Annotated in this window: 20 protein-coding genes; 4 read left to right on the plus strand and 16 right to left on the minus strand. The window is 61.7% G+C overall.

Annotation, left to right across the window (positions count from 1 at the left end; translation table 11 throughout):
* Nucleotides 1-100: 100 nt before the first annotated feature.
* The 6 genes from HK439_RS07335 to coxB all read right to left on the minus strand — a co-directional run bounded on the left by HK439_RS07335 (nt 101) and on the right by coxB (nt 5,525).
* The gene (locus tag HK439_RS07335; protein WP_190290748.1) at nt 101-973 is read right to left on the minus strand and encodes a cytochrome c oxidase subunit 3; all 873 of its coding nucleotides are present in this window, start codon (nt 971-973) and stop codon (nt 101-103) included.
* 50 nt (nt 974-1,023) lie between these two features.
* The gene (locus tag HK439_RS07340; protein ID WP_235987668.1) at nt 1,024-1,608 is read right to left on the minus strand and encodes a cytochrome c oxidase assembly protein; all 585 of its coding nucleotides are present in this window, start codon (nt 1,606-1,608) and stop codon (nt 1,024-1,026) included.
* A gap of 38 nt (nt 1,609-1,646) precedes the next feature.
* Complete coding sequence (locus HK439_RS07345; protein ID WP_190290750.1) at nt 1,647-1,802, minus strand: hypothetical protein; 156 nt, start codon at nt 1,800-1,802, stop codon at nt 1,647-1,649.
* Between the two features lie 7 nt (nt 1,803-1,809).
* Entirely contained in the window at nt 1,810-2,748 is a 939-nt protein-coding gene (locus tag HK439_RS07350) for a heme o synthase (protein WP_190290751.1), read from the minus strand.
* A 141-nt stretch (nt 2,749-2,889) separates the two neighbouring features.
* Entirely contained in the window at nt 2,890-4,536 is a 1,647-nt protein-coding gene (ctaD, locus tag HK439_RS07355) for a cytochrome c oxidase subunit I (protein ID WP_190290752.1), read from the minus strand.
* 86 nt (nt 4,537-4,622) lie between these two features.
* Nucleotides 4,623-5,525: a cytochrome c oxidase subunit II gene (gene coxB, locus HK439_RS07360; RefSeq protein WP_190290890.1), complete on the minus strand. Its 903-nt coding sequence runs from the start codon at nt 5,523-5,525 to the stop codon at nt 4,623-4,625.
* A gap of 602 nt (nt 5,526-6,127) precedes the next feature.
* On the opposite strand from coxB, the gene HK439_RS07365 reads away from it, so the two are divergent.
* Nucleotides 6,128-6,616, plus strand: a complete 489-nt coding sequence (locus HK439_RS07365) for an invasion associated locus B family protein (protein WP_190290891.1) — start codon at nt 6,128-6,130, stop codon at nt 6,614-6,616.
* Between the two features lie 55 nt (nt 6,617-6,671).
* Here the strand turns inward: HK439_RS07365 and HK439_RS07370 are convergent, their stop codons facing one another.
* Together HK439_RS07370 and tldD are read right to left on the minus strand one after the other, a co-directional pair.
* Nucleotides 6,672-8,468 (minus strand): monovalent cation:proton antiporter-2 (CPA2) family protein, encoded by a 1,797-nt coding sequence (locus HK439_RS07370; protein WP_190290753.1) that lies wholly within the window; start codon nt 8,466-8,468, stop codon nt 6,672-6,674.
* 139 nt (nt 8,469-8,607) lie between these two features.
* On the minus strand, nt 8,608-10,023 hold the full coding sequence (gene tldD / locus HK439_RS07375; protein WP_419247578.1) for a metalloprotease TldD: 1,416 nt from the start codon (nt 10,021-10,023) through the stop codon (nt 8,608-8,610).
* A 614-nt stretch (nt 10,024-10,637) separates the two neighbouring features.
* Between tldD and HK439_RS07380 the strand changes: the two genes are divergently transcribed.
* Entirely contained in the window at nt 10,638-10,865 is a 228-nt protein-coding gene (locus HK439_RS07380; protein WP_190290755.1) for a DUF2093 domain-containing protein, read from the plus strand.
* Nucleotides 10,866-10,983: 118 nt separating this feature from the next.
* Here HK439_RS07380 and lpxK read toward each other — a convergent pair whose 3' ends face one another.
* Genes lpxK through HK439_RS07410 form a run of 6 tightly spaced genes read right to left on the minus strand, consistent with a single transcriptional unit; the run spans nt 10,984 to nt 16,445 of the window.
* Nucleotides 10,984-12,006: a tetraacyldisaccharide 4'-kinase gene (gene lpxK / locus HK439_RS07385; protein WP_190290756.1), complete on the minus strand. Its 1,023-nt coding sequence runs from the start codon at nt 12,004-12,006 to the stop codon at nt 10,984-10,986.
* Nucleotides 12,003-13,310 carry a 3-deoxy-D-manno-octulosonic acid transferase gene (locus tag HK439_RS07390; RefSeq protein ID WP_190290757.1) on the minus strand — a complete coding sequence of 436 codons (1,308 nt, stop codon included), beginning with the start codon at nt 13,308-13,310 and terminating at the stop codon, nt 12,003-12,005. The genes lpxK and HK439_RS07390 overlap by 4 nt, the downstream gene beginning before the upstream one ends.
* Nucleotides 13,303-14,001, minus strand: a complete 699-nt coding sequence (locus HK439_RS07395) for a lysophospholipid acyltransferase family protein (protein ID WP_190290758.1) — start codon at nt 13,999-14,001, stop codon at nt 13,303-13,305. Before HK439_RS07395 ends, HK439_RS07390 begins: the two co-directional genes overlap by 8 nt.
* 42 nt (nt 14,002-14,043) lie before the next feature.
* The gene (locus HK439_RS07400) at nt 14,044-14,283 is read right to left on the minus strand and encodes a DUF4170 domain-containing protein (RefSeq protein WP_190290759.1); all 240 of its coding nucleotides are present in this window, start codon (nt 14,281-14,283) and stop codon (nt 14,044-14,046) included.
* Between the two features lie 34 nt (nt 14,284-14,317).
* Nucleotides 14,318-15,115 (minus strand): 3'(2'),5'-bisphosphate nucleotidase CysQ, encoded by a 798-nt coding sequence (locus HK439_RS07405; RefSeq protein WP_209011629.1) that lies wholly within the window; start codon nt 15,113-15,115, stop codon nt 14,318-14,320.
* Complete coding sequence (locus tag HK439_RS07410) at nt 15,102-16,445, minus strand: TldD/PmbA family protein (protein ID WP_190290761.1); 1,344 nt, start codon at nt 16,443-16,445, stop codon at nt 15,102-15,104. Before HK439_RS07410 ends, HK439_RS07405 begins: the two co-directional genes overlap by 14 nt.
* Nucleotides 16,446-16,676: 231 nt before the next feature.
* On the opposite strand from HK439_RS07410, the gene HK439_RS07415 reads away from it, so the two are divergent.
* Nucleotides 16,677-17,273, plus strand: coding sequence for a DUF6101 family protein (locus HK439_RS07415; protein WP_190290762.1), 597 nt, complete (start codon nt 16,677-16,679; stop codon nt 17,271-17,273).
* A gap of 125 nt (nt 17,274-17,398) precedes the next feature.
* Entirely contained in the window at nt 17,399-18,670 is a 1,272-nt protein-coding gene (locus HK439_RS07420) for a GGDEF domain-containing protein (protein WP_190290763.1), read from the plus strand.
* A gap of 53 nt (nt 18,671-18,723) precedes the next feature.
* Here the strand turns inward: HK439_RS07420 and ubiA are convergent, their stop codons facing one another.
* Both ubiA and HK439_RS07430 read right to left on the minus strand, forming a co-directional pair.
* Entirely contained in the window at nt 18,724-19,668 is a 945-nt protein-coding gene (gene ubiA, locus HK439_RS07425) for a 4-hydroxybenzoate octaprenyltransferase (RefSeq protein WP_190290764.1), read from the minus strand.
* Between the two features lie 91 nt (nt 19,669-19,759).
* On the minus strand, nt 19,760-21,013 hold the full coding sequence (locus HK439_RS07430) for a sensor domain-containing diguanylate cyclase (protein WP_190290765.1): 1,254 nt from the start codon (nt 21,011-21,013) through the stop codon (nt 19,760-19,762).
* Nucleotides 21,014-21,194 lie beyond the last annotated feature (181 nt).

The raw sequence follows: 21,194 nt of genomic DNA on the forward strand, positions 1-21,194 counted from the left end.
TCTTTCGACTGCCCCCCGCCGTTTCGAATTTTGTTTTCAAACGACAAGCGCCCGATCCCACGCGAGGACCGGGCGCCTGGCAATTTCACTTGTGCCCGGATCAGTGGGCGGCAGGCACGCCCGCACCCCAGACGTAGATGGAGGCAAAGAGGAACAGCCAAACCACGTCAACGAAGTGCCAGTACCAGGCAGCCGCTTCGAAGCCGAAGTGCTTTTCCGGAGTGAAGCCGCCGTTCAGAGCACGGATCAGGCAGACCAGCAGGAAGATCGTACCGACGATCACATGGAAGCCGTGGAAGCCGGTCGCCATGAAGAAGGTCGCGCCGTAAATGTTGCCGCTGAAGTCAAAGGCAGCGTGCGAGTATTCGAACGCCTGGGTCATGGTGAACAGCACACCGAGCAGAACGGTCAGCGTCAGGCCCCACTTCAGGCCCTGGCGGTCGTTGTGCAGCAGGGCGTGGTGCGCCCAGGTCACGGTCGTGCCGGAAGTCAGCAGGATGATCGTGTTCAGCAGCGGCAGGTGCCAGGGATCGAAGGTTTCGATACCTGCGGGAGGCCAATGGCCACCGGTGAATTCGGCGCGGGCATACTGAATGGTTTCGCCGGAGAACAGCGACGCGTCGAAATAGGCCCAGAACCAGGCAACGAAGAACATCACTTCCGAAGCGATGAACAGCAGCATGCCATAGCGCAGATGGAGCGAAACGACGCGGGTGTGATGACCTTCATGCGATTCACGGATCGTGTCACGCCACCAACTGAACATCGTGTACAGGACGATCGCCAGACCAACGGCAAAGATGCCCCAACCGGTGAGGTCGATACCGAAGATCGCGAATTCCTTGTCCTGAAGGCCCTTCATCAGGCCGATGGCGCCGATGGCCATGACAAATGCGCCGATCGAGCCGATAAACGGCCACGGACTGGGATCGACCAGATGGTAGTCGTGATGTTTGGTGTGTGCCTCAGCCATAGGCGTGCTCCCCGGAGTTCCCAAATACCGTCGCGTCCATCGCCACGGTTCTATAGCCTATCTTTTGCGACCGAACCGTCATCGGTCCGTACCGCAACTGGTTTAACCGGCTCTTCGACCGGAAAAAAGGTATATGACAACGTGATTTCCTTCACGTGTGTCAGGTTCGGATCCTTCGCCATTTCGGGATCGACGAAAAACACGACGGACATTTCCGCAGTCTCACCGGCCTCAAGCGCCTGCTCGGTAAAGCAGAAGCACTGGATCTTGTTGAAATAGACACCGGCTTCATTCGGCGTGACATTGAAGACGGACGTCCCGGTGGTTTTGCGGTTACCGGTATTCTTGGCCAGATAAACCATCTGGGCCGTTTCGCCCATTTTCAGTTTGACGGTCTTCACCTCGGGCTTGAAGGACCAGTTCAATGCCGGATTGACATTGCCGTCGAGCCGGACGGTGATTTCACGGTCGATGATCACATCGGAGCCGGCTTCCGCCCTTTGGGTCGTGCCGCCGTAGCCGGTCACCTGGCAAAAGAGCTGGTAAAGCGGAACGGCGGCATAGGCCGCACCGATCATAGAGACGAACAGGCCGGCGCACACCAGACCGACGATCCGGTTCCGGCGCGCAGACATGTCAGATTCTGTGGCGGGACGGTTGGTCATTGCGATCCTCACAAGGGCCTGGTGAGAACGTCAGGCCCCATCTTCACGATGGTGACCACGTAAAACAGGATGACCAGGGCAGCGAGCACCAGTGCGATCGCGATCGAGCGCGAGCGGCGGGCCTGCTTCTGCTTTTCGGTCAGCTTCACACGATCGTCTTCCATGACCACCTCAGACCATCCGCGTCAGAAGGTTTTCGCCCAGGAGAAGAGCGAAAATCAGGAAGAGATAAAGAATGGAATAGCTGAAAAGCCGGATCGCGGCCTTGCGCGCCGCATCGCCTTCGCGCTTGCGCCAGACGTTGAAGGCAAGGGCAACGAACACGGCGCTCAAGGCGGACGAAACGCCGCCGTAAACCGGGCCCGCGAAGCCGAGCAGATACGGGCTGACCACGATCGGCGCCAGGATGACCGCATAGGCGAGGATCTGGGTCCGCGTGGAGGATTCCCCGGCCACGACCGGCATCATCGGGATGCCTGCGGCCCGGTAGTCGCCGCTCTTGAACAGAGCCAGCGCCCAGAAATGGGGCGGCGTCCACATGAAGATGATCAGGAACAGGATCAGGCTTTCCAGACTGACATTGCCCGTTACCGCCGCCCAGCCGATGATCGGAGGGAATGCGCCGGCCGCACCGCCGATGACGATATTCTGCGGCGTGGAGCGCTTCAGCCACATGGTGTAGATCACCACGTAGAAGAGGATCGTGAAGGCGAGAAAGGCTCCGGTGAACCAGTTCACCACGAGACCGAGCGTCAGGACGGATCCGAGAGAAAGGGTCAGGCCGAAGACCAGGGCTTCGTCGGGCGTGATCTTGCCGGCCGGAATCGGGCGCTTTTTCGTCCGCGACATGATGCGGTCGATGTCGGCGTCATACCACATGTTCAGCGCTCCGGAAGCGCCTGCGCCGATGGCGATGCAAAGGAGGCCCACGCCGGCGAGAACCGGATGCAGCTGACCCGGAGCCAGCATCATGCCGACGAAGGCGGTGAAGATCACCAGTGACATGACGCGCGGCTTCAACAGCGCGATGTAGTCACCGACCGATCCCATTCCACCTTCCCAGGTGGCGTCCTGCCCGGTCATCATTTCGTGGCGCTCTGCGAGCGACATGCGGCCTATCCTTATTCTCTTCCCGAACCGGCGATTGTTTGCGTGCCGGTGCTTTTTGTGTTGCGGCACCGCGCCTGAGGGCGCGATGCCGGTTGTCGGTGGCGGCCGGCGGACCCCGGAAGGTCTGCCGGCCGTTTGCCGTTACTTGATGCGCGGCAGCGTCTCGAACTGGTGGAACGGCGGCGGGGACGACAGGGTCCACTCGAGCGTCGTTGCACCTTCGCCCCACGGATTGTTTCCGGCGGCGCGCTTCTTGGCGAAGGCCTCGACGATACCGAAGAGGAACACCAGGACCGCGAAGGCGGAGATGTAGGAGCCGATGGAGGAGACGTGGTTCCAGCCGGCCAGCGCATCCGGGTAGTCGATGTACCGGCGCGGCATGCCGGCAAGACCCAGGAAGTGCTGCGGGAAGAAGATCAGGTTCACGCCGATGAAGGTGATCCAGAAGTGCAGCTTCCCGATCGTTTCATTGTACATGTAGCCGAACATCTTCGGGAACCAGTAGTACCAGGCCGCAAAGATCGCGAACACGGCACCGAGCGAGAGCACGTAGTGGAAGTGAGCCACAACGTAATAGGTGTCGTGCAGGGCGCGGTCGAGACCGGCGTTGGCAAGCTGCACCCCGGTCACACCGCCGACGGTGAACAGGAAGATGAAGCCGATCGCCCAGACCATCGGGGTGCGGAACTCGATGGAGCCGCCCCACATGGTGGCGATCCAGGAGAAGATCTTCACGCCCGTCGGCACTGCGATCACCATGGTGGCCGCCACGAAATAGGCCTGCGTGTCGACGGACATGCCCACCGTGTACATGTGGTGCGCCCACACGATGAAGCCGACGACGCCGATGGCGACCATGGCATAGGCCATGCCCAGGTAACCGAAGACCGGCTTGCGGGAGAAGGTGGAAATGACGTGGCTGATGATGCCGAAGCCCGGCAGGATCAGGATGTACACTTCCGGGTGGCCGAAGAACCAGAACAGGTGCTGGAACAGAAGCGGGTCACCGCCGCCGGCCGGATCGAAGAATGTCGTGCCGAAGTTGCGGTCCGTCAGCAGCATGGTGATGCCGCCGGCCAGAACCGGCAGGGACAGAAGCAGCAGGAACGCGGTGATCAGCACGGACCATGCGAACAGCGGCATTTTGTGCATGGTCATGCCAGGTGCGCGCATGTTGAAGATCGTGGTGATGAAGTTGATCGCCCCGAGGATCGAGGAGGCACCGGCAATGTGCAGCGACAGGATCGCCAGATCCATGGCCGGTCCGGGCTGGCCGCTGGTCGACAGCGGCGGGTAGATGGTCCAACCACCCCCCACACCGTAGGCGCCTGGCGCGCTCGGCATGAAGGCCGAGAGCAGCAGCAGCAGGAATGCCGGCGGCAGGAGCCAGAAGGAGATGTTGTTCATGCGCGGGAATGCCATGTCCGGAGCACCGATCATGATCGGCACGAACCAGTTGGCGAAACCGCCGATCAGGGCCGGCATGACCATGAAGAAGATCATGATGAGGCCGTGCGCCGTCGTGAAGGCATTGTACATGCTCTTGCCGGCATCAATCGCGGCATCCCCCTCGGCGCCGTAGACGATGGACGCCAGGCCGTGGAAGATCTGAATACCCGGCTCAGCCAGTTCCCACCGCATCATCACGGACAGGAAACCGCCGATGATACCTGCGATGATCGCGAAGATCAGGTACATCGTGCCGATGTCTTTGTGGTTCGTCGAATAAACGTAGCGGCGCCATCCTGTCGGATGATCGTGCGCTGCGTGGGCGTCGGTCGCAGCCATGCTTGTGCTCCCTCGTAGATTTCATGCGCTGCGCGCCTGTTTGCCCTGAGCGCGCAGCTTCCCCAGTTTCATTGCCGTCCGGAAGCTTACCGTGCGGCGACCTTCATGTTGGCCTTGGCGGTGTCTGCAGCGGCAGACTTGCGCTCGGCGTCGATCTTGGCCAGCAGCTGCTGGTTCGCCTCGTCGACGTCTTCCTTGGCTGCCTCAGCCCAGGCATCGTATTGCTCCTGGGTGACGACGCGGATGGCGATCGGCATGAAGGCATGATCCTTGCCGCAAAGCTCGGAGCACTGACCGTAGTAGATGCCGGTGCTGCGGGCACGGAACCAGGTTTCGTTCAGGCGGCCCGGAACGGCATCCACCTTGATGCCGAATGCAGGCATGGCGAAGGAATGAAGCACGTCGGCCGCAGTCACCTGAATACGCACGGTCTTTCCCACCGGCACCACCATGGTGTTGTCGACGGCCAGGAGGCGCGGCACTTGCGAAATATCGATGCCACGGGCTTCGGCGGCATCCTTGCGCTCGTCGTCGCTCATGATGATGGAATCGAAGCTCACATCCTCCATGCCCTCGTCGGCGTATTCATAGCCCCAGTACCACTGGTAGCCGGTCGCCTTGACGGTCATGTCGTATTCCGGGATGTCGAGCTCCTTGAAGAGCAGGCGGAACGACGGGATCGCAATCACGACAAGGACCAGGATCGGAACGATCGTCCAGACCACTTCGATCACCGTGTTGTGCGACGTCCGCGACGGTGTCGGATTGGCCTTGGAGTTGAACCGCACCATCACGATCACCAGCAGGGCCAGGACAAACAGCGTGATGACGGTGACAATTCCGAGTGTCAGATTGTTAAACGAATGGATGCCGTCCATGATCTCGGTATCGGACTCCTGCAGCCCGATCTGCCACGGCTTGATTCCGGATTCCGCCAGAACCGCCCCTGTTGAAGCGGCGAGTGCAGCCGCACCGCCCGTCAGCTTCATGAGACGCTTGAAGATAGCCTTCACGTCTACGCTCCCTTCCCTCTTAATCCGCCCAATTCCAGGCGGACCACGCATGCCTATTTCCCGGGCCGTGAAGCCCGCTCAACATTTAGGCAGAACCCTGCCCAAGAAACGGCATTCCGATCCGGATTTGCCGCATCATAAACACAATCGCCAATGTAGCGCGATCTGGCCCGTAGCTGGAGCGGCGATCTGCCGCATGCATCACGCTAGAGGCCTAATGCCGCACAAAAACCACAACAATCGCCTATCTGCAATGGTGTTAACGGTTTTTATTTTGCCGTAGCAAGAACCCTTCCAGTTGATATTTGTCAATGACCGCCCGAATTCCGCTAAAAAACCAAGGAATATGCTATCGACAGTGCCTACGGGCTGGTCATGGGCACCCTGTTGCGGCAATGTCGCCGATGAAATCTGACGCTGATTCGTCTTCTGGATTACGGTTGAAAACTCATGTGATCCAGGCCGGAATCGACTGGCGCAATTGACTGGAGGATTCTTTGTCGATCCGTTCGTTGCAATACCGTACTGCTTTTCTCCGGACGTCGGCCGGACATTACGGCAAAAAACTCTGCAAGGCGCTGTTGACCCTGAGCGTGATTGCAGCAGGCCTTGCCACTTCGACCCCGCCGGTTTCGGCCCAGGGAGAAGTCAAGTCGACCCATGGCGACTGGCAAATGCGTTGCGATACGCCCCCGGGCGCCACAAGCGAGCAATGCGCCCTTATCCAGAACGTTACGGCCGAAGACCGCGAAAACGTGGGCCTGTCGGTCATTGTGCTGAAAACGGCTGACAAACAGGCACGGATCCTCAGGGTCCTTGCGCCTCTCGGCGTTCTCCTGCCTTCCGGTCTGGGACTGAGAGTGGATGATACGGATATCGGCCGGGCCGGCTTCGTCCGCTGCCTGCCCAACGGCTGCATCGCCGAAGTCATTCTGGAAGATGCGCTGCTGGCCAAGCTGAAAGCCGGCGGACAGGCGACCTTCATCATCTTCCAGACCCCGGAAGAAGGCATCGGCATCCCGATCTCGCTGAAGGGCTTTTCCGCAGGCTTCGACGCCCTGCCCTGATCGCTGGCCATCTGACCACCGGTCGATCTGACCGCCAACATCCCGGACTTCTGCCTCAGGCGGACGGGCCAGGCTTGTCGTCCTCGTCGGCGGCAGCCGACCGTCGCGGCGTAATGCCGTGGAGCCGGTCGGTCCCGGCGAACGGACCATCGGTCATTTCCATGTCCAGCCGTTCCTGATCGCGGCGGCGGACATCCTCTTCAACCTGGGCAATGCGGTCCTGGGGAATGCCGAGCCGTTCCAGGGCGGCCTTTCCGAAGGCGACGCTGGATTCGAACGTTTCCCGGATCTGGTAGTCGACGCCCTGTTTCGTCAGCGCGAGGGCATGCGCCCGGTCCGTCGCCCGGCAGAACAACAGCGCCTTGGGGAAGCCTTCCCGGATCAGTTCGATCGATTTGCCCATGACACGATCGTTTTCGATACACATGGCAATCAGGGCGGCCTTGCCCGCGCCCGCGGCGGCAAGCACGTCGGCGCGCGTGGCATCGCCGTAATAGACCTTGTAACCGAGCTTGCGCGCGTAGGCGATCCGGTCCGGCCGGTTGTCGATCGCCGTGATTTCGAGACCTTCCGACGTCAGGATCTGCGCGACCATCATCCCGAACCGACCGAATCCGATGACAAGGACGGTCGGCATCGCCTCCTCGAAGGTCTCGATGGCCGGGCTGTCGCTGCCTCTCGCCTTCATGCGGCCGGCGACCGCATCGAGGCCGAGACAGGCCAGGGGCGTCATCAGCATCGAGATGATGACGATCGCGTTCAGGATATTGGCATGCTGATAGTCCAGGACCCGGCTGCCGATCGCCGCGGTAAAGAGCACGAAGGCGAATTCCCCGCCCTGGGGCAAGGTCACCGCAACCCTTAGCGCATCGGAATTGGACGACCCGCTCACCCGGGTCAGCCCCCAGAGATAGGCGCCCTTGATCAGCATGACGACGACCACGCCGGCAAGCACTTCCGCCAGATGGTTCCGAAGAACCGAGAAATCGAGAGACATGCCGACCGCGATGAAGAAAAGGCCCATCAACAGAGAGCGGAACGGTTCGATATCGGCTTCCAGCGTGTGCTTGAAACTGGATTCGGCAAGAAGGACCCCTGCCAGGAACGCGCCCATCGCCATGGACAGGCCGACCGTATGCATCAGGTCCGCGCTTCCCAGCGCAACCAGAAGGGCTGCGGTCAGCATGACTTCCCGGGCCCGGCTTCCGGCCAGAAACAGAAACAGCGGAGAGGCCAGGTATCGTCCTGCCAGGATAACCGCCGCGACGGCGCCGAGCGTCTTGGCCGTTTCCGCCAGAATGCCGGGACCGCCTTCACCGGCCTCCCCCGGCGCCAGGATGGAAACCATCGCCAGAAGCGGCACGATGGCAATGTCCTGCAGGAGCAGGATGCCGAACGCGCGCTGACCGTAGGCGGAGGACAATTGTCCGCGTTCCTGCAGGATCTGAAGGGCAAAGGCGGTGGAGGACAGGGCCATGCCGAAACCGGCGACCAGGGCTGCGCCGGTCGACAGGCCCGCAAGGGAAGCGACGCCGAAAAACGTCAGCCCCGTCAGGACGACCTGGGCGGTTCCCAGGCCGAAAATGTCCCGCTTCATCCGCCACAATTTCTTCGGATCGAGCTCCAGACCGATCACGAACAGCAGCAGAACCACGCCCAGTTCGGCGACATGCAGCACATCCTTGCCGGCCTCGATCAGTTTGAAGCCGAAGGGGCCGAGGACGACACCGGCGGCCAGATAGCCGACGACCGACCCCAACCCGAGCCGCTTGGCGATCGGCACCGCCACGACGGTCGCCGTCAGAAGAACGATCGCTTCATGAAGAAACGGAGGTACGCCGTCAGCCGCCATTCTGTCTCCCGGTTTCAAATCAGCCGCAAAGCCCGTCAGCGACTGACTGTAACCCGAATCGGTAACTCATTTCCGAAGTCCGGTATAAAGAGCGGCAATTTGCCGGGCTTCAGCACCCCGAAGCCCGGAGACTACGCCGTCAGACCGCTGTGCCGCCGACCGTCAGCGCATTGATGCGCATGGAGGGCTGGCCGACACCGACGGGAACGCCCTGCCCCTGCTTGCCGCAGGTTCCCATGCCCGGATCGAGCTTCATGTCGTTGCCGATCATGGCAACGCGGGTCAGGGCGTCGGGCCCGTTGCCGATCAGCATGGCGCCCTTGACCGGCGCGCCCACCTTGCCGTTCTCGATCCTGTAGGCCTCGGTGCAGGAAAAGACGAACTTGCCGGAGGTGATGTCGACCTGGCCGCCGCCGAAGGCAACCGCATAGATCCCGTTCTTTACCGACGACAGGATTTCTTCGGGCTCCTTGTCGCCGCCCAGCATGATGGTGTTGGTCATGCGCGGCATGGGGATGTGGGCATAGGACTGGCGGCGGCCGTTGCCGGTGGGATCCATTCCCATCAGCCGGGCGTTCTGGCGGTCCTGCATGTAGCCGACGAGAATGCCGTCTTCGATCAGCGTGGTGCGGCTGGAGGGCGTGCCCTCGTCGTCGACGCTCAGGGAGCCGCGCCGGTCCGGGATCGTGCCGTCATCGACGATGGTCACACCGGGAGAGGCCACGCGCTGGCCCATCAGTCCGGCGAAGGCGGACGTTTTCTTGCGGTTGAAGTCGCCTTCGAGGCCGTGGCCGACCGCTTCGTGGAGCAGGATCCCGGGCCAGCCCGGACCGAGCACCACATCGAGCGTGCCGGCGGGAGCGGGAACCGCCTCCAGATTGACCAGTGCCTGGCGCAGCGCCTCATCGACCCCTGCCTGCCAGTTTTCGGGCGTGATGAAACGCTCGAAGCCTTCCCGTCCGCCGCAACCGAAGGAACCGGTTTCCTGGCGCTCGTCGGACCCGGCGATCACGTTGATGCTCATGCGGACCATCGGGCGCACGTCGCGGACGCGATGACCGTCGGCCCTGAGAATATCGACCACCTGCCAGGCGCCGGCAAGCGATGCGGTTACCTGGCGCACCCGCGGATCCTTCGCCCGTGCGTAGGCGTCGATTTCCTGCAGGAGCTTGACCTTTTCCTCGAAGCTCGGCCCGCCGAGCGGATTGGCATCGGTATAGAGCGACTGGTTGGTGCGGGCAGGCGCGGCCGCATAGGAACCCGAATACCCGGTCTTGACTGCGCTCACCGCATCGGCGGCCCGCTTCAGGGCCGCTTCGGAGATTTCGCCCGAATGGGCATAGCCTGCCGCCTCACCGGCAACCGCGCGCAAACCGAAACCCTGTGCGGTGTCATAGTTGGCGCCTTTCAGCCGGCCGTTATCGAAGACCAGCCCTTCCGACTGGCGGTATTCGACGAAAAGCTCGCCGTCATCGGCGCCGGACAGGGCATCGGCCGTGATCCGACGAGCGGTCTCTAGGCCAAGGCCCGACGTTTCAATGAGATCGGAGGTGATATCGGCCATGGTGAAATCCCTGTTTCAGAAGCCTGCCGGCAGGTCGCGGCCTTGCCTGCGTCCCTGCCCGGGTCCGGTATGAGAAGTGTCGTTCCCGGTAACATAGACATTTTTCAAATGATTTCACCTGCCGGGAACAATTCTCCACTCGCAAGACCCGATCCGGGGCGCCGCATCCGGTCCGAAAGGAGCCGGAGACGTCCGCCCCCCGGCTTTCGACTGAATCCGGCTAGGTATTCTGCCCAAGACCTGCCCTGTCCCGCCGGACTGCCTAGAGCATCGGACGATAACTTTGAACCATTTGACCGGCGCGCTTTTGTCTGCTGGCAAGGCGGATTGCGCGCCGTGGTGTTTCCCACCACAAGCGCGAGCCAACGCGGTCAGCGGGCAAAAGAGCCCGGCCCTTCGGGTGTCTGAAAGCAGTCCATCGGCTGCGTTGCGCCGCTTGCACGATGCACCGCATCACGCTTCACGACGCGCTTAGCCGAATGAACTGTTTTCAGACATCAAATGCTTCAAAGTTAGCGCCCGATGCTCTAGGATCGCGCAAAAGATGGAAGCCGGCGCTTGAGCAATCAAAGGTGCCGGCATTTTCGCCACCCCGGATAATAAAAATGATGAACCGTTACGAAAATCCGCGCATGCCGAGCGAAGCCAAGATCAGATACCTCGACGGCGACTATCAGGTCGAAAGCACGGGCACGTTCGTCCGCTGCGCGGTCACAGGCGCCGCCATTCCACTGGAAGAGCTGAAATACTGGTCCGTGGACCTCCAGGAGGCCTACGTCGATGCGGCCGCCTCGCTCAAGCGCTACAAGGAAACGCATCCGGCCAGGGACTGACACCGCCAGTATCAGGAACGAGCCCCCAGTCCCTCCGTCGGAAGACGCACAAACCACGTTCGTCGGCGTGATGGGACGGGTGATCGCCAATCTTCAGCGGACGGACTGATTTATTCCCTCAGCGCCTGAAGGTGCGCGACCGCCTGATCTCGCGGATGAGGCCGATCAGCCGGTCCTCCCCTATGATTTTCATGGTCACGTTCAAAACGGCGGAGCGCGCGGCCAGCCAGCGGAAGATCTCGTGCCGCGCGGTCTTCAGCCGCGCCATGTCCTTCGATGTGGTGACCAGCTGCAGCCCGCCGGCCTCCGCCCTGGTCAGCAGGGTCTCGGCTTCCTTCTCGGTAAATCCGTGATGGTCGCCAAAGGCGCGGGTTTCGGCGACGTCCAGCCCCAGTTTTTCAAGGGTGGCGAAGAATTTCTGCGGCCTCCCTATCCCGGCATAGGCCAGCAGGGAGCATTCCCGCAGCAGCTCCGTGTCTTCGGCTTCCACCGTCGCGGTGCAGATCGGCAGCCCCTTGCGCGAGGCGAGATGAACGGCTTGCCGCGCCGCGTCGCCTTCGCCCACGACCACCAAGACATCGGTCTTGAGGATCTGCATGCTCAACGGCGCCCGCAAGGGGCCTGCCGGGAGACAGCGTCCGTTTCCCAGGCCGGTTTCGGCATCGACCAGGACGATGCTGAGGTCCTTGTGCAGCGCCGGGTTCTGAAAGCCGTCGTCCATGAGGATGATATCGGCATCGAGGTCCTGGATGAGGTCGGCGCCCGCGACCCGGTCGGCGGCAATCACGGTCGGCGCCTGCCGGGCCAGCAGCAGCGCTTCATCGCCGACGGTTTCCGCGTCATGCTCGAAAGCGTCGACGACAAGCGGCCCCTCCGCCGAACCGCCGTAGCCGCGCAGCAAAAAGGCCGGTTTGTAGCCTTCCGATTTCAGGCGTTCCGCCAGCCGGAGGCTGAACGGCGTCTTGCCCGTGCCCCCGACGACAAAGTTTCCGATACAGACGACAGGCACCGATGCCCGGCCGCGCGGTTCTTGCAGCATCCGCCGCCCGGCAATGCGCCCGTAAACGAGGGATGGCAAGGCGAGAACAAGCGCCTGCCAGCTGAAGCCCCGCCGCCACCAGAAATCCGGTGCCTGCTTCATTTCCCTGCTCCGTCCCCGGCCGTCTGGACCGCTTCTGCAATGAGCGGTTCCAGCTGTTCGAGTGTCTGCTTCAGCGCACCGCGCCCGCTTTCGACAATTTCGGCGGCCCGCGCCACCAGCCGTTTCCGCTCTCCGTCACCGTTCAGCAAGGCCAGAACCGCTTCGGCCAGTTTTTCCGGATGTTCAATCCTTTTCGCCGCCCCGCCTTCCCAGAGCGATTTGTAGATCGCGCGGGCATTGGCCACCTTCGGACCGGAGAGAATGGCTGCGCCGAAGCTTGCCGCCTCCACCGGATTATGTCCACCGACGTCGACATAGGATCCGCCGACGAACGCAATCGGCGCCAGCCGGTAAAACAGCGCCATCTCGCCGAGCGTGTCCCCCAGATAGACCTGGGTCCCGGCTTCCGGCAGCTCGTCCCGGCTGCGCCGGGCAAGAAAGAAGCCTTGCGTTTCAACGAGCGCTTCGATCGCATCTCCACGTGCGGGATGTCTCGGCACCAGGATCAGCAGGCAATCGGGTTGTTTATCCAGGATTGCGCGATGCGCGCCCAGGACAATTTCATCTTCGCCGGGATGGGTCAGGGCCGCCAGCCAGACGGGCCGGCCGGCGGCCGCCTTCGTCAACTGATCCAGTTGCCCCGGATCCGCATCCTTCGGACGGGCATCGAATTTCAGGTTTCCCGGGCACAACACATCCCGGCAGCCGAGTTTTTCCAGGCGGCCGGCATCCGCAGGCGTCTGGGCGAGCGTGATATCCAGGCAGCCGAAGAGATAGGCAGCGGCCTCGGGCGAGCGCGACCAGCCCCTGAAGCTGCGATCGGACATGCGGCCGTTGATGAGGATGAACGGAATCCGCCGCTCACGGATTGCGACGAATATGCCCGGCCAGATCTCCGATTCCACGGTCATGGCCATGTCCGGTTTCCAGTGACCGAGAAAGGACCCCACAAAACCCGGACTGTCGAACGGCACAAACTGGTGCAGCGCCCGGCCCGGCAGTCTTGCCGCCGCCAGTTCCGCAGACGTGCGGGTAACCGTGGTCAGAAGAACAAAGAACCCGCGATTGCAGAGGGTTTCAACAAGCGGCAGGACCGAATTCGTCTCGCCCACGCTTGCCGCATGGATCCAGACCAGGGGACCTTTCGGCCGGGGAATGGCGGACCGGCCCCATTTCTCGTTTCCCCGTGCCGGATCGTCCTTGCCCGTCCGGCATCGCACCAGGTGCACAAGCCGGTAGAGAGGAGCCGCGAGCCTTGCGACCGCCAGATAAAGCGTCACCAGAAGGGGGCGAGCTTCAGCCATCGCTCCGCCCGACGAGTTCATAGGCCCGCGCCGTCACCCGGTTCAGACCGGCTTCCACACTCTTGCGGGCATTTTCCAGTTCCTCGTCATCGGCTTCCGCCGAAACGTAGATCGGCTCGTCCACCACAACGGCCCCCTTGCCAAACGGCAGATTGACGCTTGCCTTGTCCCAGGTCGAAAGATCGAGGCTCCGGCTCGTTGCCACCGCAACCGGGACGATCGGGCGTCCGGAGTGTCTGGCCAGTTGAACGATCCCGCTGCCCGACACACGCGCAGGCCCTTTCGGCACGTCCGCCGTCATCGCAATATTTTCGCCGTTCTTCAATGCCCTGAGCGCTTCGATGAAGCCGCGCATGCCGCCGCGCTTGGCGATCTGATGTTTCTTCTGGCTTCCCGATGCCCGGATCAGGCCGATCCCGAGCTTGCGAATGACCGTCGCGTTGACCTCTCCGTCCGCCGACCGGGAAATCATCACGCGGGTCGGCCAGCCTTCGGGCGAAAAAAAAGGGACGATGAAATGCTGTCCGTGCCACATCGCGAAGATGACCGGCAGATGCGGATCGAGTTTTCCGTACAGGTCGGAGGGATCGAAAACGAACCGGTTGGTTCGATAGACGAATTTCAGATATCCGGCGAGGAAAGAACCGACACCCCTTACGACGGCGGGGTGACGGCCGATACGTTTGATCATTTCTTCAAAAAGTCCGAACGGGCCCCAGATCTTGGCTTGGGCTCATGCAGTTGCGTCGGGATCCAGAAGCCGGTGCATATGGACGATGAAATAGCGCATATGCGCATTGTCGACCGTGGCCTGCGCCTTCGCTTTCCAGGCCTCATAGGCCTTGGCGTAGTTGGGATAGATGCCGACGATATCCAGATCATCCAGATCTCGGAAGGTCAGGCCTTCCGGACTTTCCAGCTCACCGCCGAACACAAGATGCAGGAGCTGCTTGGAAGTATCGGTTTCGCTCATTGTTCAAATCCCGCTGCTGAGTAAGCCGTGCCTGCTATTTGCCGACGGCTGCTGAAATGACTTCGCACACTGGCCGGACAAGGCGCTGCGGCGCCGCAATCAGGCCCGGGTGCCGGGTGCTGGCCTTGTTGTAGGTGACACCATTCCCTGCCAGGTCGGTCAACCTGCCGCCCGCTTCCTGCACCAAAAGATCCGCAGCCGCAAGATCCCAATCGCTCGGGCCACCGCGCGCCGCGGCGACTTCCACCCGGCCCGCGGCAACGAGAGCGATCCGGTAGGCCAGCGAGCGGATGTTCGGCATGCGCTCGAAACCGGCCTGCAGAATCTCCTCGTTCGCCACGATCGAATGGGGTCCGGACAGGCGCGCACCTTGTATGGCGTCGTGTTCCGAAACGGTTATCTTCTCACCGTTCAGCCGGGTGCCATGGCTCGCGGCGGCAGAAAACAGTTCCTTGCGGACCGGGCAATAGACCACGCCTGCCACCGGCCGGCCGCGATCGACAACCGCGAGCGCCACCGTCCATTCGTCGCCGCCGGCCAGAAAGGCGCGGGTTCCGTCTATCGGATCGACAATGAAGGTCCGCGGGCGGGCAAGGCGCTCCTTGTTGTCGACGGCCTCTTCCGACAGCCAGCCGTAGTCCGGCCGGGCCACCCTAAGGACTTCCGCCAGGTAGCCGTCGACCTCCATGTCGGCTTCCGAGACCGGCGACTTGTTGTCCTTGAACCAGGTTCTCGGATCGCCGCCGAAGAAGGACAGCGCAATATCACCGGCGTGCCTTGCCGCCTCTTCCAGCAGGGTGAGATCGTCCAGATTCGGATCAGTCTCCGGCAAGGGCCAGTCCTTCGATGAGGATTGACGGGCTTGCCACAGAGTAGCGCGCATCGAGATCGCTTGCCGGCACCAGCCGGGCAAACATGTCCTTCAGATTGCCGGCGATGGTGATCTCGCTGACGGCCTGGACCGGTTCGCCGTTCTCGAACCAGAAACCGGCCGCGCCGCGCGAATAATCGCCGGTCACCCCGTTGACGCCATGGCCGATCAGATCGGTGACGAGCAGGCCTTCACCGACCTCCTTCATCAATTCCTCCGGCGACTTCGCGCCGGGATTGAGCGTCAGGTTGGTCGGCCCCGGCGCCGTTCCGGATCCGCCGCGATGGGCCCGTCCGTTCGGCTCCAGTCCAAGCTCGCGGGCCGAAGCGCTGTCCAGGAACCAGTGCCGCAGATAGCCGTCGTCGATCATGTTCAGAACGCTCGCCCCCGTCCCTTCGCCGTCGAAAGGCCGGGTGGCGGCTCCCCTCGGCTTGAACGGGTCGTCGACGATGGTGATGCCGGGCGCAAAGATCCGCTCGCCCATCTTGTCGCGCAGGAAACTGGAGCCGCGGGCAACGGACGCACCGTTGATCGCTCCGCCAAGATGTCCGAGCAGGCTGCGCGCCGCCCGCGATTCATAAAGGACGTTGGTCGTCCGGGTGGAAATCTTCCGCGGATTGAGCCGGCGTACGGCCCGTTCGCCTGCGCGCCGGCCGATATCGGCCGGGTTTTCCATATCTTCGAAAAACGTCCGGTAATCGTAGTCGTAGTCGCGCTCCATCCCGGTGCCTTCACCGGCGACCGCCGTCATCGACAGACCGTAACGGGACGTCAGGTAGGCGCCGGAAAATCCATGGCTCGTCGCCAGCACGACGCCGGCCAGGCGCCAGGACGCGCCGGCGCCGCCGGACTTGGACACACCCGTGACCGCAAGTCCGGCTTCCTCCGCCTCAAGGGCAAGGGAGGTCACGGCGGCAGCATCCAGTTCCTTCGTATCGAGCATTTCCAGCTCCGGAAGGCTGGTCAGCAGCCGGTTCTTGTCGGCTAGCCCGGCAAAGGGATCTTCAGGCGCGACCCGGGCCATGGCAACGGCCCGCTCGGCCAGCGCTTGCGGATCATCGATGGTGTTTGCCGAAACGGACGCGGCGCGCTTGCCGACGAAGACCCGCAAGGTCACATCGTCCCCTTCCGCCCGGTCGGTTTCCTCGACCCTGCCGTCACGCACATCGACGGATAGCGACACACCAGTGATCGCGACGGCGTCGCAGGCATCTGCGCCGGCCTTCCTAGCAGCCTCGACCAGGCGCTCCGCCCGGCTTTCCAGTTCGCTCTGGTCAATGATGTCTGACATGGATATCGGTTCTCCTGATGGAGGGATTGTTTAGGACGATGTCCAGCCAAGGGCAAGGACGTGGTGGACAGGTCATGGTTCACAAAACCTGAACCCATTGGTGAAAATTCGGTAACCCTCTTAAAAATCAGACTTTTTTAACTGTGCCTGTTAAGCTGATCGGTACTTCATGCTGCTAGATTGACCTCATTCGCGAGACCAAAAACAAAACAGGTCCGACGGAGAGGCACATTGGGACGTCAAACAGCATATGAGGCGGCCACCGCAGCCGGGGCGAGCACGGGTTTCCCGCTCGACCCCGGCCGTTTGCCCCTTACCTTCCAAAGCAAGGCAGGCACGTTTTCGGGCAGCCATCCGGATGTCCGGGCGGTCGAGGTCAATCTCGACCGGGAGCGTGCCATGATCAACCCGGTCGCCTCCGAGGCTCCGGCCGGCACCGTGGTTCCCGTGAAGGCGTTCGACGGCGTCATGGTTCAGCTTGCTCCGGCAGACCAGAACGGGACCGTCTGCGCGAAACTGATCCTGAAGCATCCGAACGACGGCCTGTCGGTCCTTCTGGCCGAAACGGGAAATCCGGAAGAGCTCGCAGCCATCTGGCCCGCCTGGTCGAAGTCGCTCGGCCTGCCGATGCTGGTCTGCGACCTGGGCGGCAAGGTCAAACCGATCGAAGCCTATTCGGCCCGTCCGGCCGCCGGCCCCTCGCCGCGCCGCAAACTGGCCCTCCTGACCGGGCGCCGGCCCCGCTTTCTGGTCCGCCGCAAGACAGGTGCGGATGCGACGGCCCGGATGATCCACCGCGGCGAACGCGAGATCATCGCCCGGACCTGACGCCCAAGAAAGGTCTCGTAATAATTATCAATATCGTAAGGTAAAATTGACGTTTACCCGATAAATACAACCGCTGATTTTGTTTTATGGGCCGCGTGCGCACGCAGCCTGGGGAAACAGTTTTCATGCCCGTCGACGCATCCACATTGCTGATCGCCATTACGGTTGTGCATCTCGCAGGGGGGATCCTGTTCTTCCTTGTCTGGCGCCTGTTTTCGAACCGGTTCGAAGCCCAGATCTCCAGCATCGGTATCTGGTCGCTGACACATCTGTTTCTCGGCCTGGGAAATGTGATGGTCGGCCTGCGCACATTTATTCCGGACTGGGCAAGCATCGTGATGGGCAACGCGCTCCTGCTGTTCGGGATCGGACTCGCGCGGATGGCAATCAGCGTCTTTTTCGGACGCAAACCCTATTTTACGCTGGCGGCGCTGCCGGGACTCCTCTGGCTGGCATTGTGTGCCTATCCCCCGTTCCTGGAAAACACCACTGCCCGGATTATCGCCGTACAGTTTGCACTGGGCAGCAGCCTCGTCTGGATCTCGCTGCTGTGCTTCACCCGCAACCGCGACAATCTCTATACCGCGCGCCTGAACGGGATGACCACGTTCGTCCTGGCGGCCGGAAGCGCGTATTACGCCATAAACGCATATGCTGCGAGCGACCCGTCGCTGCCTTTCATCTTTCAGCACGATTTCGCCAAGATCTACCTGCTGGTCGCCCTGCTCTGCACGGTTGCGGCCATCATCCTTATTTTTGCGATGATCATCGAGAAGGAACAGCTTTTCTTCCGGACCCAGGCGCGGATGGATCCGCTGACCGGTCTGTCCAACCGGCGCGCCTTCGGAGAAATGATCCGGACATGGATCGAGAGCCAGGACAGCACGCATGCGCCGTTTGCGATTGCCATTTTCGACATCGATGAATTCAAGGCCGCAAATGACAAATACGGCCAGGTGCTCGGCGACGCCATCCTTCAGCTGTTGGCCCGTATCTGCGAAGACAGCGCCAGGGAAGACAGAATCTTTGCCAGCCACCTCAACGGCGACTGCTTTGCCGTCTTTTACGGCGGGATTCCGATCGGCAAGGCGGCCCTGCTGGCGGAAGAGATCCGCCGCCAGTTCGCGAAATCCAGCGAAAGCGCGACGGATGGCCGCCTTCCGGCCACGCTCAGCGCGGGCCTGAGCGGCGGGGATATTCGCCAAACCGAAATTCAGGATGCCCTGCGGGCCGCCGATCTTGCGCTCGCCAATGCCAAGCGCCGCGGCCGCAACCGGCTGGCGATGTCCATGATCACTGCAGAAAAAGAAACCGCGGATTCGGACAGCGCGCCAAGCGAAAGGCCTGCCTCTCCCGGCGGACGGCAGGACATTTCCCGCCGATCAAAAGTGGCGTGACATCCGGACCGGGTCCTTGCTGCCCGGTCCTTCATGCTGCTTTCGCTCTAGCTTCAGAGCCAGTGGATCAGACCGTCCACGACGAAGCCTGCGAACAGGATCCAGCCGTATGTGGCGTTGGATCGGAACAGCTTCAGGCACTGGTCCGGATCGTCGATATCCAGGATGATCGCCTGCCAGGCCAGGTGCGCTGCACCGATGACGATGCCGGCAAAGGCGGCGGGACCTGCATCGGCCAGGCTGGCAGCCACAACGAACAGGACCGTCGCCGCGGCATAAAGCAGGAAGATGGCCGGTTTCGTCCAGGCGCCGAACAGACGCGCGGTCGACTTGACGCCGACCAGCGCGTCGTCCTCCTTGTCCTGATGGGCGTAGATGGTGTCGTAGCCGATGGTCCAGCTGATCCCGCCGATGTAAAGAACCACCGGAGCCCAGCTCAGGGACCCGAAAGCCGCCGCCCATCCCATGAGCGCGCCCCAGGAAAAGGCCAACCCTAGGAAAAACTGCGGCCAGTTGGTGATGCGTTTCATGAACGGGTAGATGGCAACCGGCAGGAGCGAGGCCACGCCGAGCCCGATGGCAAAGGTGTTGAACTGGACGAGCACCACAAGCCCGACCAGCGCCTGCAGCACCAGAAAGACCTTCGCCTGCAGGCGGCTGACCTGGCCGGCCGGGATCGGCCGCGAGCGGGTCCGTTCCACCTGTGCGTCAATATCCTCGTCAACGAGATCGTTGTAGGTGCAGCCTGCACCGCGCATGGCGACCGCGCCGATCAGAAAGAGTGCGAGATGCCACGGGTTCGGCCAGGGTGCCTCCTGTGCGATCGCGGCTAGCCCCGCGGACCACCAGCACGGCCACAGCAGCAGCCACCAGCCGATCGGCCGTTCCCAGCGCGCCAGGCGCGCATAAGGCCGCGCCCAGGCCGGCAGATGCGTATCGACCCAATGGCGCTTGACAGCGTCCGCGACGGGACCGGTATCTTTCGTCGAAAAAAACATGGGCTATCGTTTAACCCGACAAAGGCCGCGTTGCGAAGTCCCTGTCTTCAGGAAAATGCCATGTCGGTCACTTGGCCAACCAAACTGCCTGTCAGGCGGCCGGACCGATGACCTTGTTCCTGCCGGAACTCTTTGCCTGATAGAGGCGGCTGTCCGCCTTCTCGAACAGCGCCCTGATGGTCCGCCCGTCTTCCGGCGCGCTCGCAACCCCGATGCTGACGGTCGCCTTTTCCGGCAGATAGATGGTCGAAAAGCGCTCGATGATCCTGCGGATCCGTTCTGCCAGGGCAAACGCGGCCTCGCCGTCCATACGATCGCAGATCAGGACGAATTCCTCGCCGCCGTATCTGTAGAGATGGTCTTCGGAGCGCAGGTTCTCCTGCAGCAGGCGGGCAATCGTCTTCAGGACCTCGTCACCGGTCTGATGTCCGAGCCGGTCATTGACTGCCTTGAAGTAATCGATGTCGATGACGAGGAAGCTGACCGGATTGCTCTGTTCCAGTCCGGATTTCAAAACGTCCGGCGCATAGGTGTCGTAGTGCCTGCGGTGAAAGGCCCCTGTCAGATGATCCCTGTTTACGACTTGCAGCAAGTCTTCGTAGCGTTCCCGGTAGGTCAGGATCTGGAAGGCGTCCTTGAAGGACCGGTTGGTCAGCCAGGACGTCTCGTCGTCGAAAAACTTCAAGTAGATCGTAAAGAACAGGGTGTAGACGAGCGTTGCTGCCATCTTCGCGGCCCAGCCGCCGAAAAACACCTCGATCGGGACATGGGAGACATAACGAAGCGCCAGGTAGAAGCCGGCCTGGTCGAAGGTCAAAACGACAGCGCCGCAGATCAGGAACCGCAGGTACAAATGCCTACCGAGCCATTTGCCGAGACGCTCGTAGAGAACAATGATCGCAATGGAATCGATGAACAGGAGGCTCGTCCCCCAGACCATGAGCCACCCCATCTCGTCGACGAAGCCGATGTCGGGCACACGGCCGCCGACAACGCCGACCGTGTCGTGGTTCCGCAGGAGCATCACCAGAGCGACGATCAGGAAATTGCCGATAAGCAGGCCGTAGATCGGCTGGCGCGCGACAAGCGCATCCTCGCGAATGTAAAGCAACAGGATCATCAACAACTTGCCGGAAAAAAGCACCGTTGAGCCCGGTGAGATGATTCCGACAGGTGTTTCAACGTAATAGACACTCGCCAGATAGGTTTCCAGAAAGTGCATGACCCCGAGCGCGCACATGAAAACACCGATGCCTATTACACGGCGGGCGTGCAACAGTGCCATCATGACGGTGAAGTAAACGGTGGCCTCCGCCACAAGAAGAGCGGTATTCGCGAGGAGCATACCTTTCTGTAGCAATAATGTATTTTTTCACAAGCCCTCGTCTGCACCTAAAGAGGGCGCTGACTGCTTTATGTTCAATTTGTTGCAAAAATTATGCAACCTTCCCTTAGGGAATCGGTCCCGGCAACCCATGCGGCTGTTGGCAGACCGCCGCGTTCGCATTGCCGATCCTGACCCGGCA

The sequence above is a fragment of the Roseibium aggregatum genome (assembly GCF_014692675.1).
Classification (GTDB): Bacteria; Pseudomonadota; Alphaproteobacteria; order Rhizobiales; family Stappiaceae; genus Roseibium; species Roseibium aggregatum_C.

Excerpts from the sequence above, each read along its gene's own strand:
- HK439_RS07400 (WP_190290759.1), bottom strand. The coding sequence starts at position 14,283 with ATGAGCGAAACCGATACTTCCAAGCAGCTCCTGCATCTTGTGTTCGGC.
- ctaD (WP_190290752.1), bottom strand. The coding sequence starts at position 4,536 with ATGGCTGCGACCGACGCCCACGCAGCGCACGATCATCCGACAGGATGG.
- HK439_RS07335 (WP_190290748.1), bottom strand. The coding sequence starts at position 973 with ATGGCTGAGGCACACACCAAACATCACGACTACCATCTGGTCGATCCC.
- HK439_RS07370 (WP_190290753.1), bottom strand. The coding sequence starts at position 8,468 with ATGGCGGCTGACGGCGTACCTCCGTTTCTTCATGAAGCGATCGTTCTT.
- HK439_RS07410 (WP_190290761.1), bottom strand. The coding sequence starts at position 16,445 with ATGTCAGACATCATTGACCAGAGCGAACTGGAAAGCCGGGCGGAGCGC.
- HK439_RS07420 (WP_190290763.1), top strand. The coding sequence starts at position 17,399 with ATGCCCGTCGACGCATCCACATTGCTGATCGCCATTACGGTTGTGCAT.
- ubiA (WP_190290764.1), bottom strand. The coding sequence starts at position 19,668 with ATGTTTTTTTCGACGAAAGATACCGGTCCCGTCGCGGACGCTGTCAAG.
- coxB (WP_190290890.1), bottom strand. The coding sequence starts at position 5,525 with ATGAAGCTGACGGGCGGTGCGGCTGCACTCGCCGCTTCAACAGGGGCG.
- HK439_RS07390 (WP_190290757.1), bottom strand. The coding sequence starts at position 13,310 with ATGGCTGAAGCTCGCCCCCTTCTGGTGACGCTTTATCTGGCGGTCGCA.
- HK439_RS07430 (WP_190290765.1), bottom strand. The coding sequence starts at position 21,013 with ATGCTCCTCGCGAATACCGCTCTTCTTGTGGCGGAGGCCACCGTTTAC.
- HK439_RS07380 (WP_190290755.1), top strand. The coding sequence starts at position 10,638 with ATGATGAACCGTTACGAAAATCCGCGCATGCCGAGCGAAGCCAAGATC.
- HK439_RS07340 (WP_235987668.1), bottom strand. The coding sequence starts at position 1,608 with ATGTCTGCGCGCCGGAACCGGATCGTCGGTCTGGTGTGCGCCGGCCTG.
- HK439_RS07350 (WP_190290751.1), bottom strand. The coding sequence starts at position 2,748 with ATGTCGCTCGCAGAGCGCCACGAAATGATGACCGGGCAGGACGCCACC.
- lpxK (WP_190290756.1), bottom strand. The coding sequence starts at position 12,006 with ATGAAGCAGGCACCGGATTTCTGGTGGCGGCGGGGCTTCAGCTGGCAG.
- HK439_RS07395 (WP_190290758.1), bottom strand. The coding sequence starts at position 14,001 with ATGATCAAACGTATCGGCCGTCACCCCGCCGTCGTAAGGGGTGTCGGT.
- HK439_RS07345 (WP_190290750.1), bottom strand. The coding sequence starts at position 1,802 with ATGGAAGACGATCGTGTGAAGCTGACCGAAAAGCAGAAGCAGGCCCGC.